The following is a 12,558-nucleotide window of genomic DNA, read 5'->3' as shown; positions in this document are numbered from 1 at the left end:
GACAAAACTTCGGCTGAGCGCGTGGCTCAGCCCTGCCCCGCCTTATTCCATTCCGAGTGCGGCCATGTAGGTCTGCAAAATCGTTTCTTCTTCGATACGCTCGTTGGCGTCCTTCTTGCGCAGACGGATGATCGTGCGGATAGCCTTGGTGTCGTAACCACGGCCCTTGGCTTCGCCCATCACGTCCTTGATATCACCCGAGATTGCAGCCTTTTCTTCTTCGAGGCGCTCGATACGCTCGATGAACTGGCGCAGTTCGGCGGCGGCTACGGTCTCGGTTGTCGCTGTTTCGTCCATCATTCTATCCTTTGTGGTGGCGGCTCATGGCCGAGCCCTGTTCTGCATATGGCGAGATTATCGCCCGCTGCCGTTAAGGCAGCAAAATTCCCGGCTGGTGACCTGCCCGCCTGCGGGCCTCACGTCAAGCCGTTTCAGGTGATGCCACCCTATTCCTTGGGTCTGTTTTGTTCGAATGCGGCTTTCTGTGCCGCACTCGTCTCGCCCTGATGCAGGCTTTTCCACTGGTCATAGGGCATGCCGTAAACCATCTCGCGGGCCATATCCTTGCTCACCTCGTGGCCCGCGTCCTTCGCCGCTTCCGCGTACCAATTGGACAGGCAGTTGCGGCAAAAACCGGCCAGGTTCATGAGGTCGATGTTCTGCACGTCGCTACGTTCGCGCAGATGCTGAAGCAGCCTGCGGAATGCCGCAGCCTCCAGTTCGGTTTTGTTGATATCGTCAAGTTCGCTCATCGTGCTCTCCCGTCAATATGGTCCTGTCCGCGAGGCGAACTGCTGGTAGTCATGCAAGGCGGGATCATCGTTCATTGCGGCAAAAATAGGGGCAAGACGTTCGCTCCAGCCCGTAATGCCCGCCTCATCCGCAATCAGGTCCTGGCGCACTTCCAGAAGTGCATGTGGAATGCCTGGGACCATGCAATGCCGATACATGGTGTCACCCTTCAACGCGCCGTCATAGGGTTCATTGTCACCAACGAGAATGTCGCCCGCTGCACGTAGGCCTTCGAGCAAGGGCAAGACGGCGCGGTGGTCCGTGTCCCACAGCACGGCGGCATGCCACGGGCGGGCGGTCTCTTTCCAGAACGGCGTGTAGGAATGCAGCGAAAGCACCAGCGGTGCCTTACCAGATTGCCCGGCAACCCTATCCAGAACCGACCCGATCGCCTGATGATAGGGGCGATGATAGCTATTCAGGCGCAGATCCCATTCTTCGTCCGTGATGGGATGATTGCCGGCAACGACCGCGCCATCGGAAATTTTCATGACCAGCGTCGGGTCATCCTCGCCGCGATTGGGATCGATCAGCAGGCGCGAAAAACGGCTCATCACCGCAGGCACACCAAGCTTGGCAGCGAGCTGTCGCGTCAGCCCTTCGATGCCGATATCGAAGGCGATATGGCGTTGAAAAGCGGCTTGCGGTAGGCCGAGATTACCGTAAATTGGCGGAAGAAGGTTCATGGCATGATCTGCAAGCAGAACCATGCCTTTGTCATAATCGCCTTCTATGATTTCGTATGGCTGGAAGTCTGTCATTGTTGATTTCTTGAGCCGATAAGGGAGAGACGCTTGATGCCATGGCTAGATGCCACGCGCAAGTTGAGATGGCGAGACTGCCATCGACATCACCGTTCACGATATTCCATACAGATACAATCGATTGAACTTGCGTTGACTTTCGTGGGCGTCCGCGCCAAGAAGTGTTCTCATTTTATAACCATGGAATCCGGATGGAAGCCGTGACACAGACATTCTCCGCTAAGCTTCAAAAACACCGACGCGCGATTCGCCTGTTTTGCGCAGCCACCCTCTTCTCCACACCGCTTCTTCTTGCAGAACCGGCATTGGCTGATTTCCGTGTCTGCAACAGCACACAGAACCTCGTGGGCGTAGCCATTGGCTACCGCGCGCAGGATGGCTGGATCAGCGAAGGCTGGTGGCAGGTTCCCGCCTCCACATGCGCCACCCTGATCGAGGGTGAGCTGCAATCACGTTATTATTATCTCTACGCCGAAGATGCAGCCCGCGGCGGCAGGTGGACCGGCGACGTCAACATGTGCGTTGCCGAAAACGAGTTCAAGATCAACGGTGTCGACGATTGTTATGCCCGTAGTTTCCAGCGAATGGGCTTCAAGGAATACGATACGGGCAGACAGGGAAGCTGGATGGTCCAGCTTTCGGACACGCCAGGTACACAGGAAAGTCAGAACTGATGAAGCGTAACCGCAAAGTCAAAATCCTTGCAACTCTCGGTCCTGCGTCGTCCGATGAGGCAATGATCGAGAAGCTCCATCTGGCCGGCGCCGATCTTTTCCGCATCAATATGAGCCATGCCAGCCATGACGTGATGCGCAGCCTCATTCAGCGTATCCGCGCCGTCGAAAGCCGTGTTGGCCGCCCGATCGGCATTCTCGCCGACCTTCAGGGTCCGAAACTGCGCGTCGGCAAATTTGCAGACACCAAGGTCGATCTCGTGGCCGGCCAGACCTTCACGCTCGACAACAATCAGGAGCCAGGCGACAAGAACCGCGTGTTCCTGCCGCATCCTGAGATTCTCGAAGCCGTAAAGCCGGGCGACCGCCTGCTGATCGACGATGGCAAGCTGCATCTGCGCGCTGAAAAGTGCGATGGCAAAAGCATCGTCACCACAGTCGTATCCGGCACCAAGATTTCCGACCGCAAGGGCATCAGCCTTCCCGACACCCTGCTCGGCGTCGGCGTTCTCACCGACAAGGACCGCATCGATCTCGATGCCGTTCTGGCAACCGATGAAGTCGACTGGGTCGCTTTGTCCTTCGTACAGCGCCCGGAAGATCTGGTCGAAGTGCGCAAGATCGCCGGTAACCGCGTCGGCCTCATGTCGAAGATCGAAAAGCCGCAGGCTGTCGAGCGCATCGAAGAAATCATCGCGCTGTCCGACGCGCTGATGGTTGCCCGTGGTGACCTTGGCGTCGAAATGCCTTTGGAGGCCGTTCCCGGCATTCAGAAGCAACTGACCCGCGCATGTCGTCGCGCTGGAAAGCCGGTTGTTGTCGCTACGCAGATGCTGGAATCGATGATCTCGGCTGCAGTTCCGACACGTGCTGAAGTCTCCGACGTGGCAACCGCCGTGTTCGAAGGTGCCGACGCGATCATGCTGTCTGCCGAATCCGCCTCGGGCGATTATCCGGTCGAAGCGGTCTCCACCATGGCATCCATCGCCAGCACCGTGGAGCAGGATCCTTACTACTCCAACATCATCTACGCGCAGCGTCCGCAGCCTGAAGCAACCGGTGCCGATGCCATTTCGCTGGCAGCGCGTCAGATTGCCGAAACACTCGGCCTGTCCGCCATCGTTACCTACACATCGTCAGGCACGACGGGTCTGCGTGCCGCGCGTGAGCGCCCGCAGGTTCCGATCATCGCCCTGTCGCCGATCATTCAGACGGCGCGCCGCCTGTCTGTAGTGTGGGGTCTGCACTGCGTCGTCACCGGCGACGCCAGCGACCAGGACGATATGGTCAACCGCGCCTGCCGCATCGTTGTCGATGAAGGCTTCGGCCAGCCTGGCAATCGCATCATCATCTCGGCCGGTGTTCCGCTTGGCACGCCTGGCGCTACCAACATGGTCCGCATCGCCTATATCGGCTCCGATGGCCAGAGCGGCGTCTGATAAACGCTACACGAAATCAAAAAAGGCGCGGCATTGGCCGCGCCTTTTTTGTTTCCAGCAGCAAGCGTGTCAACGCACGTTGCGCGATATGCGTCAGTTATCCTGATAGGCAGCGACGATGATATTCACCTGCGCTGCGCTCATGGACTGTACCTGCTTGGTTGTGAACGCAGCGAGGTTCTCATCCGTAAGGCCGCTGAGTGCAGAGGTCGACAACCCGGAAATCGCCGCGTACTTGATCGATGCGATTTCAGGTGCGGTGAAACTGTTGAGTTCGTCTGCATCAAGTGTCGCGACCTGATTGGCGTTCAGCGCTGCGACCTGCGCAGCACTCAAGGCTTCGATGCTTTCTGACGTCAAGGCCGCAAACTGGTCTGCCGTCAGGGCACCGATCTGCTTGGTGTTCATGGCACCCAGCTTGGCACCATCGAGGCTACCAATCGTTGCCGTCGAAAGGCCGGCAATCTGCTTTGTTCCGAATGCGGAAAACTGCTGAGGCGTAAGCGCCGCGAATTGACTGGTTGTAAATGCCTTCGTCTGGTCGGCGGACAGACCGGAAATCTGCAACGTCGTCAAAGCACCGACCAACTCATCGGAGAGACCGGCAATGGCAGCCGTTGTCAAAGCAGTAATCGCTGCCTTTTTAATGGCCGCGATTTCAGAGCCGGTAAATTTGTTCAGCTCTTCGGCTGAGAGCGTAGCGACTTGCTTGGAACTCAAACCGCCGATTTGATCCTCATCCAGAGCTTCGATACTGTCGAGGCTCAAGGCGTCGAACTGCGCCGTAGACAGCGACTGGATTTGTTTCGTGGTGAAAGCAGAGACGTCCTCGGCTTGCAGATTGGCCATAACAGTCGTTGAAAGGCCCGCAATCTGTTTTGCCGTCATGGCGGCAAACTGACTTGGCGTCATTGCCGCGAGTTGTTCTGAATTCAGCGCCTGGATTTGCTGCGACGACAAAGCCGAAATTTGCGTCGAAGTCAGGGCTGCAATCCTGTTGGTTTCCAAGCCAGCCAGCGTCTGCGTCTTCAATCCGGCAATCGCTTTATTCGACAGCGCGGCAATTTCCTCCTCGGTGAAGGAGTTGATCTCGTCAACCGTCAGAGTCGCAACCTGCGTTGCCGTCAGGCCGGCAACCTGCTTTGTCGTCAAGCCTTCGAGGTTAACAGAGGTCAAAGCCTCGAATTGCGCGGTCGTCAGTGCCGCCACCTGCTTCGTCGTCAGCGACGCGACTTGCGTGCTGTCGAGATTGGCGATCACGTCGGTCGAAAGTCCGGCAATCTGCTTTGCTGTCATGGCCGCAAATTGACTGGGCTCCAATGCCGCGAGTTGTTCTGAGCTCAGGGCCTTCATCTGGTCGGATGACAGGGCTGCGACCTGTACCGTGGTCAAGGCTGCGACCCGGTCGGTAGACAGGCCCGCCAAAGCTTCCGTCGTAAGCCCGGCAATCGCCTTCTTTCCTAACGACGCAATCTCTTCGGCGGTAAAGGTGTTGAGTTCTTCAGCCGTTAGCGTTGCGACCTGCTGCGTCTTCAGGCCCGCAACCTGCTTTGCAGTCAGACCTTCGAGGCTCGTGGCAGTCAAGGCTTCGAACTGCGCCGTCGTTAGCGCAGCCACCTGCTTCTCAGTCAGCGAAGCCACTTGCGTGCTGGCGAGATTGGCGATTGCGGCGGTCGAAAGTCCGGCAATCTGCTTCGTCGTCATGGCAGCAAATTGGCTAGGCTCCAGCGCCGCGAGCTGTTCCGAGTTGAGGGCTTTCATCTGGTTGGACGACAAGGCCGAGACCTGCGCCGTGGTGAGAGCCGCGATCCTGTCGGTAGAAAGGCCGGCCAAGGCTTCTGTCGTCAGCCCGCCGATCACCTTCTTTGATATCGAAGCGATCTCATCGAGAGTAAAGGTGTTGAGTTCCTCGGCAGACAAGGTTGCGACCTGCTGCGTATTCAGTCCAGCGACCTGCGTTGTCGTCAGATTTTCGAGACTTGTGGCATCCAAAGCGTTGAATTGCGCCGTCGTCAGCGCTGCAACCTGCTTCATGGTCATCGCTGCAAGCTTGGAGCTGTCGAGGTTAGCGATCACATCCGTTGAAAGAGCGGCAATCTGTTTCGATGTCAAAGCAGAAAACTGATTGGTCGTCAGCGCCGACAGTTGCTCCGCAGTCAGGGCATTCATCTGGCTCGAGGAGAAAGCTGATATTTGCGTGGTGGTCAGGGCAGTGATCTTGTCTGTGTTCAGACCTGCTATCGCTGATGTCGTCAACCCCGAGATCGACGTCTTCTTGATCGACGCAATTTCTTCATCGGTGAAGCTGTTGAGCTCCGTAGCCGAAAGCGTGGCCACCTGCTGACTGCTGAACACCGACACCTGCGATTTGTTCAGCGCTTCTATGGCCGTTTCGGAAAATCCGTCGAGCTGGCTCGCATACAGCGCCTTGACCTGCGCCGTCGTCATGCCCGAAACCTGCTCGTTACCGAGCGCTGCCAGCTGGTTCAACGTCAATCCGGTGACGGATTTCGGCGCAATCGCACTCATGACCTTCGTCGTCAGCGACGAGATGGTCGAGTCGGCAAGGGCACCCACCTGTGTGGATGTCAGCGCCTTCAACTGCGCAGAACTGAGTTCGCCCAGATCGCTCGCCGACAAAGAGGCTATGGTAGACGTTGGAAGCAGAGCGATCTGCCGGGTCGGAAGAGAGGCGATTTCAGAGGCCATGAGCGCGTAACACCATCAATTACTGGTCAAGAACGATCTTTACGCAACGAATCTTGCCCCGACATTGTGGTAAAACACTACCCATGGCAGATGTCATACCTGTCGATAACAACAGGTCCGGTGAAAGCCGAACGGCAAACACCAAAGAACACGTTACGCAAACAGCGATTTTTCAGGAACATGGCTCGCGAGAACCGGCGCATTGAATGTGCTTCATGCAAGCAGATATCCATCAGGAACTCTGCCTCTGCGCCACAAGACAAATAATGTCTCGTACAATAATTATCTTCTACTCAAAACTACTAGAACGACAATCGATATTACTGATCGGCAGAGTAACAGCGTGGTTAACACACGTCAAGCTCGCCTTAAAGCATTAGGCCGTAAAAAGATGCAACCCTTGAGCAATTTAAACAAAAACCGCCCCATCATCTTCATAGGATAACGGGGCGGCAATAGAGATTCAGAACGCTCTCACAAACTGCCTCAAGGCATCTTGAACGGTGTGCTGAAGCGGCTGGAGTCGATGGCGGCAGCGCCTGGACGGAAGCTTGCGGTGGCCGCAGATGCAGACATGTCGTGGCTGAGCATCCGGTTGTTGACGACGCGTGGAGCCTTGACCGCACGGCCCGTGACACCCTTGTCCTGGCTCAGCGCCCAATCCGAGATTGCTTCCTGCGTCAGACGTCCACCGCTGACCATGGCTTTTTCAGACACGGCGGCATCCTGCTTGCTGGGGCGCGCACCCTTTGTCGGCAGACCAGCGGTGAGACCGCTATTGTTGCCACGGGGCTTCACGTCGAATGCATCGCCGTAAGCTTGCTCGTCACGTGTCGCAGCCGCTGGCTCGGCCTTCGCCGCCTGAACAGGCTTGGCGGCAGGCTGCGCGGAAACGGTGCGGTTGATGGCGGCAGGGAACTGCGCCGCACTCGGCATGGCAGTTGCCGTAATGGCGGAGCGCGCGTCCTGACCGCTTTGTTCAAGCGCCGCGACGACGACCGGCGAAAGGCTCGCCTGCTGTGTATCGGCTTCGTCTTCCTGACCATCCACATTGGCATTGGCGGAAGCGAGAAGCGCTTCTGCGACAGCTGGGCGATTTGCCGGCACCGGTACATGTGCGGCCAATACGTCACCGGGCATATCTTCAGAGCCAAGCGATGCCGTCATCACGGAGCCATCGGCATCACCCTTCATGCGGCGCGGCCCAAGCAGGGTCGGCACAGGGATGGAATATTGCGCCAAGTCGGCAAATTGCTGCTCAGCCGGTGCAGCTGTCGGGGTCGGCAGGGTTGCAGCCTGAAGCGCGTCCTGTGCAGCATTGCGGTTTGGCGAATAAAGCGCCGTGGCAAGTCCTGTCTGACCTGCGTCATTGCGGAATGCCGGACGAGCTGTTGGCAACGGTGCGTCGGCAACAGCAGGAGCCTGCGTTGCGGATGCAACGGCAACTGATGCAGCAGGTGCTTCCTCGTCAGCTTCCTGAGCCACCGGTGCTGGAGCCGAAGAGCGCGATGCGGGCTGCGGCGTTGCAATGCTTTCGGCATCTTCGTCTTCATCCCCGCCACCAAAGAGCGCGGCCAGTAGCGTCTTGCGCTTGCCACCGGATGAAGAACCGGCAGGGCCTGCACCTGCGGTGCTGGCAACCTGAACGGACGAAGAGCTTACGCGTCTTTTATAATCGACCATCGCCTGCTCATAGCCCGGCAATGGCTTGCCATCGGCTGGAAGGTGAATGGTGTTGCCCTGCGGGAAAATACGCACGAGTTCCTGACGGCTCATGCGTGGCCAGGCACGCACATTGCCAACGTCGAGGTGCACGAACGGAGAACCGGACGTCGGATAGAAGCCAACGCCGCCGATCTGCATCTGCATGGCGATTTCGCGCAGGCGGGCAAGCTTGACGCCGGGGATGTAGAAATCCATGGCCTTGCCAAGCGTATGCTGGCTGCTCTTGGCAACACCCTTGGTGCGCGAACGCAGCATGCCGTTTGTCTCAGGCGAACGGAAAGCCGAGACCACATTGATATAATCCGTGCCGCCGGAACGACGATAGACTTCCCACACCAGATCGAACAGGCGCGGGTCCATCTTCGTCGGCTGGTTACGACGCCAGTCGCGCAGGAAGCGGTTCAGCTCCTGTAGACCCTTCTGGTCGTACTTGCCGTTTCTCTTGAACGTGATGACGGCTTTTTCTTTGGTGTGAATATAATAGAGCTTGAGACTGCGTGTTTCGGCGGCAGCTTCCGTCGCCGAAACGCCAAGAGCGGGCAAAGCAGCCATCATGATGCACATGCATGTCACCACGCGTGCCGACAGCTTCGTGCAGATCGTTTTGATCAAGCCGCGCGCTATCTTGCCCGAGAGCGCGATATTCCGATGCAGATTAGGCAATTTGATCCCCGCCTGGCAGACAATTCGTCACATTGCCCCACATGAACCTCAAATACGGTCACACGATGGCAATTTTGCCACACATGGACATTCATCCTCTATATAGTGAATGCGATACTAACAAGAGGTTTATAGACCGTAAGTGAATATCCTTGCCCAGGAGTTAACAAATATTGCATTTGCTAATCTAAGAAGGCTCCGCCGCGGTTAAGCGGCGTCACGCAGCGGATTATCAGGATCAATGCCATAATCTTTCAACTTACGGTATAGTGTGGAGCGTCCGATGCCGAGTTTACGGGCAACCTGGCTCATCTGACCACGATAGAATCGCAGCGCAAACCGGATCAGTTCCTCTTCGATATCGGCTATCTTGCGCACATCGCCGCTATTATCCGTACTGGCAATCAGGCTACCGCCCGGAAAGACGGCCGACGAAGAACGGTCTTCATCCGTCGCCATCGCTTCCATCACAGACATGATTTCGGCAGCATTGGTTCTGACGTCTGCCGGCGGTGACGCAACCAGAAGCGAACGCTCGGTCGGGCGATGCGGAATGTCGTGGTCGCCGACGTCACCCGCAAATTCCGGTACTTGCAGCGCGATCTGTGGGAAATCGGCTTCGGTGAGTTCATCCCCTTGGGCCAGAACGACAGAGCGGAAAACCGCATTTTCGAGCTGGCGGATGTTGCCTGGCCAGTCATAAGCGGTCAGCAGGGCGAGCGCTCCGGCACTGACGCTCAGCGAGTGCGGCAATTTCTGTTCGACGGAAAATCGCTCGGCAAACACGCGCGCGAGATAAGGAATGTCTTCCTTACGGCGGCGCAATGCCGGAATGGTGATGGGGAACACGTTGAGGCGATAATAAAGGTCTTCGCGGAAGCGGCCTTCCTTTACCTCTTCGATCAGGTCCTTGTTGGTGGCCGAAATCAGCCGCACATTGACCTTCTGGACGCGGGCGGACCCAACGGTTTCGATTTCGCCCTGCTGCACGGCGCGCAGAAGCTTGACCTGCACTTCCAGCGGCAGATCGCCGATCTCGTCCAGGAACAAGGTGCCGCCATCGGCTTCCATAAATTTGCCGATGTGCTTTTCGGTGGCACCCGTGAAGGCACCTTTTTCATGGCCGAAAAGAATGCTTTCCACCAGATTGTGCGGAATGGCACCGCAATTGACGGTGATGAAAGGTTTACCAGCTCGGTCGCTACCGGACTGAATGGCGCGGGCAATCATTTCCTTGCCAACGCCGGACTCGCCTTCCAGCACGACGGGAATATTGGACTGCGCTGCACGCTGCGCCAGTTCGATGACACGCAGCATGGCTGGGCTGGCGGATACGATATCGGTGAAATTCACAGCCTGATTGCGCGAGCGCTTGCCGGTGCGAGCCTTGGCTTCACGCTGATCGAGCTTCAGGGCGTTAGCGATGGCTGAACCGATGCGTTCCGGCGATACCGGCTTGACCACGAAGTCGAAGGCACCGGCGCGCATGGCCTGCACAACCGTATCGATGCCGCCCTGCCCCGTCTGCACGATGACGGGCACGTCCGTTCCCAGTTCCCCGACGGCCTTGAGGAAGGACAGACCGTCCATCTCCGGCATCATGAGATCAAGAACGATAACGCTGATATCGCCACTGTGCTGTTTCAAAAGCTCCAGCCCTACCCGGCCGTTTTCAGCAAGGATTGGCTGATGTCCATAACGCTCCACCGCTTGTTTAAGCAGGCGGCGCTGAACTGGATCGTCATCGATAACGAGTACTTGCGCTGTCATGTCAGGCTCCGGTTTCCGGTTTATGGACCTGCTTCATGCAGGCCTTTGAACCGAATGTGACATGGAAGGCTTGAACATCGGGTTTTGAGATTAGCTTGCATTTTATGCATTGCCACGGGAAACAGTGGCGCCCATATGCTTTGGTGCAGAGATAAAGAGGAAACCAAGAATGACCTTCAAGACATCGATCCCGCTGCCCGCTTTTTCCACCGCAGAAGCAGCAAGCGCAGCCCTCGGCGACCTCCCGACATGGAAACTTTCCGATCTCTATGCATCCGCAGATTCACCGGAATACAAGAGCGCGCTGGAAAAGGCCGCCAGCGATGCGAAGGCGTTTGAGGTAAAGTGGAAGGGCAAGCTTGAGGCGGCGGCAAAGCTCTCCGGCAACGAGGGTCTCGGTGCTGCGCTGAAGGAATACGAAGCGCTGGAAGATCTTCTCGGCCGTATCGGCTCGTTTGCCGGGCTTACATATTTTTCCGACACATCCAATCCCGCAAATGGCAAGCTTTACGGCGATGCGCAGTCGAAGCTGACCGATATGTCGTCGCACCTGCTGTTCTTCGCGCTGGAACTCAATCGCATCGATGACGCGACCATCGACGCTGCCATGGCGAACGATCCGCTGGCTGGCCATTACAAACCGTGGCTGGTGGACCTGCGTAAGGACAAGCCTCACCAATTGGACGACAAGCTGGAACAGCTGTTTCTCGAAAAGTCGATGACCAGCGCCGCCGCCTTCAACCGCCTGTTCGATGAAACCATGTCGGACCTGCGCTTCATCGTGGATGGTGAAAGCCTCGCTTTGGAACGCACCCTCAACCTACTTCAAGAGCCCGACCCCGAAATCCGCAAAAAGGCGGCGGAGGCGCTGAGCGCCACCTTCAAGGACAATCTGCGCGTCTTCACGCTGATTACCAACACGCTGTCCAAGGACCGGGAAATCGCCGATCGCTGGCGCAATTTCAAAGACATCGCCGATAGCCGCCATCTGGCAAACCGGGTGGAGCGCGAGGTGGTCGACGCGCTGGCGAAGGCCGTAACCGAAGCCTATCCACGCCTGTCCCATCGCTATTACAAGATGAAGGCGAAATGGCTGGGCATGGAGCAGATGAACTATTGGGACCGCAACGCGCCCCTGCCCGATAGCTCCAACGCCATCATTCCCTGGGAAGACGCCAAGGAAACGGTGCTTTCCGCCTATGGCGATTTCGCGCCTGAGATGGCCGACATTGCCCGCCGCTTCTTCGATGAAGAATGGATCGACGCCCCGGCCCGCCCCGGCAAGGCCCCCGGCGCTTTCGCCCACCCAACCGTGCCATCCGCGCACCCTTACGTGCTGGTCAACTACCTCGGCAAACCACGCGACGTGATGACACTGGCGCATGAGCTGGGCCACGGCGTGCACCAGGTATTGGCCGGTGGACAGGGTGCCCTGATGTGCGCCACGCCGCTAACCTTGGCCGAGACGGCATCGGTCTTCGGTGAAATGCTAACCTTCCGCAAGCTCTTGGATGGTACGAAAGACAAACGCGAACGCAAGGACATGCTGGCCCGCAAAGTAGAGGACATGATCAACACGGTCGTGCGCCAGATCGCGTTTTACGAATTCGAACGCAAGGTCCACACCGCCCGCAAGGACGGTGAACTGACGGCAGAACAGATCGGCGAACTCTGGCTTTCCGTACAAGAGGAAAGTCTTGGACCGGCCATCAAGATTTCCGAAGGCTATGAGAACTGGTGGACCTACGTTCCCCATTTCATCCACTCGCCTTTCTATGTCTACGCCTATGCGTTTGGCGATTGCCTCGTCAACTCGCTCTATGCCGTCTACCAGAATGCGGACACAGGTTTTCAGGACAAATATTTCGAGTTGCTGAAGGCTGGCGGTACCAAGCACCATTCCGAACTGTTGAAGCCTTTCGGTCTCGATGCAACCGATCCGTCTTTCTGGAACAAGGGTCTTTCGATGATCGAAGGCTTGATAGACGAGCTGGAAGCGCTGGACAAAGAGTAGGGAGAAAC

8 protein-coding genes and 2 pseudogenes are annotated in these 12,558 nt (G+C 57.3%); 3 read left to right on the top strand and 7 right to left on the bottom strand.

All coding sequences use genetic code 11. The features are described from left to right. Nucleotides 1-42 precede the first annotated feature (42 nt). The 3 genes from CPJ18_RS03870 to CPJ18_RS03860 all read right to left on the bottom strand — a co-directional run bounded on the left by CPJ18_RS03870 (nucleotide 43) and on the right by CPJ18_RS03860 (nucleotide 1,553). Complete coding sequence (locus CPJ18_RS03870) at nucleotides 43-300, bottom strand: DUF2312 domain-containing protein (RefSeq protein ID WP_103089095.1); 258 nt, start codon at nucleotides 298-300, stop codon at nucleotides 43-45. Nucleotides 301-446: 146 nt separating this feature from the next. After that, entirely contained in the window at nucleotides 447-752 is a 306-nt protein-coding gene (locus tag CPJ18_RS03865; RefSeq protein WP_103657114.1) for a DUF1244 domain-containing protein, read from the bottom strand. Nucleotides 753-764: 12 nt separating this feature from the next. Beyond that, complete coding sequence (locus CPJ18_RS03860; RefSeq protein WP_103657113.1) at nucleotides 765-1,553, bottom strand: N-formylglutamate amidohydrolase; 789 nt, start codon at nucleotides 1,551-1,553, stop codon at nucleotides 765-767. A 194-nt stretch (nucleotides 1,554-1,747) separates the two neighbouring features. On the opposite strand from CPJ18_RS03860, the gene CPJ18_RS03855 reads away from it, so the two are divergent. Then, a complete protein-coding gene (locus CPJ18_RS03855) occupies nucleotides 1,748-2,230 on the top strand; it encodes a DUF1036 domain-containing protein (protein ID WP_077120341.1) in 483 nt (160 codons plus the stop codon). Further along, complete coding sequence (pyk, locus tag CPJ18_RS03850; RefSeq protein WP_077106001.1) at nucleotides 2,230-3,669, top strand: pyruvate kinase; 1,440 nt, start codon at nucleotides 2,230-2,232, stop codon at nucleotides 3,667-3,669. Before CPJ18_RS03855 ends, pyk begins: the two co-directional genes overlap by 1 nt. Before the next feature lie 93 nt (nucleotides 3,670-3,762). Here pyk and CPJ18_RS03845 read toward each other — a convergent pair whose 3' ends face one another. The 4 genes and pseudogenes from CPJ18_RS03845 to CPJ18_RS03835 all read right to left on the bottom strand — a co-directional run. Continuing rightward, nucleotides 3,763-6,378, bottom strand: a complete 2,616-nt coding sequence (locus CPJ18_RS03845; RefSeq protein WP_103657112.1) for an ice nucleation-like protein — start codon at nucleotides 6,376-6,378, stop codon at nucleotides 3,763-3,765. 486 nt (nucleotides 6,379-6,864) lie between these two features. Further along, nucleotides 6,865-8,766, bottom strand: a complete 1,902-nt coding sequence (locus CPJ18_RS03840; protein WP_167397825.1) for a peptidoglycan L,D-endopeptidase MepK — start codon at nucleotides 8,764-8,766, stop codon at nucleotides 6,865-6,867. A 207-nt stretch (nucleotides 8,767-8,973) separates the two neighbouring features. Then, nucleotides 8,974-9,174 (bottom strand): annotated as a pseudogene (locus tag CPJ18_RS27585) (helix-turn-helix domain-containing protein); the annotation flags it as partial. A gap of 173 nt (nucleotides 9,175-9,347) precedes the next feature. Beyond that, nucleotides 9,348-10,536, bottom strand: a pseudogene (locus CPJ18_RS03835) (sigma-54-dependent transcriptional regulator); the annotation flags it as partial. Nucleotides 10,537-10,705: 169 nt separating this feature from the next. Between CPJ18_RS03835 and CPJ18_RS03830 the strand changes: the two are divergent. Continuing rightward, nucleotides 10,706-12,550: a M3 family oligoendopeptidase gene (locus CPJ18_RS03830; RefSeq protein WP_103657110.1), complete on the top strand. Its 1,845-nt coding sequence runs from the start codon at nucleotides 10,706-10,708 to the stop codon at nucleotides 12,548-12,550. Nucleotides 12,551-12,558 lie beyond the last annotated feature (8 nt).

The sequence above is a fragment of the Agrobacterium rosae genome (assembly GCF_002915175.1).
Lineage (GTDB): Bacteria > Pseudomonadota > Alphaproteobacteria > Rhizobiales > Rhizobiaceae > Agrobacterium > Agrobacterium rosae.
The sequence above is the reverse complement of the archived record's forward strand: the minus strand, read 5'-3'. Positions and strand labels throughout refer to the sequence as shown.

Bases quoted from the DNA above. Each gene is read 5' to 3' on its own strand.
- CPJ18_RS03870 (WP_103089095.1), bottom strand. From the start codon at position 300: ATGATGGACGAAACAGCGACAACCGAGACCGTAGCCGCCGCCGAACTG.
- CPJ18_RS03865 (WP_103657114.1), bottom strand. From the start codon at position 752: ATGAGCGAACTTGACGATATCAACAAAACCGAACTGGAGGCTGCGGCA.
- CPJ18_RS03860 (WP_103657113.1), bottom strand. From the start codon at position 1,553: ATGACAGACTTCCAGCCATACGAAATCATAGAAGGCGATTATGACAAA.
- CPJ18_RS03855 (WP_077120341.1), top strand. From the start codon at position 1,748: ATGGAAGCCGTGACACAGACATTCTCCGCTAAGCTTCAAAAACACCGA.
- pyk (WP_077106001.1), top strand. From the start codon at position 2,230: ATGAAGCGTAACCGCAAAGTCAAAATCCTTGCAACTCTCGGTCCTGCG.
- CPJ18_RS03845 (WP_103657112.1), bottom strand. From the start codon at position 6,378: ATGGCCTCTGAAATCGCCTCTCTTCCGACCCGGCAGATCGCTCTGCTT.
- CPJ18_RS03830 (WP_103657110.1), top strand. From the start codon at position 10,706: ATGACCTTCAAGACATCGATCCCGCTGCCCGCTTTTTCCACCGCAGAA.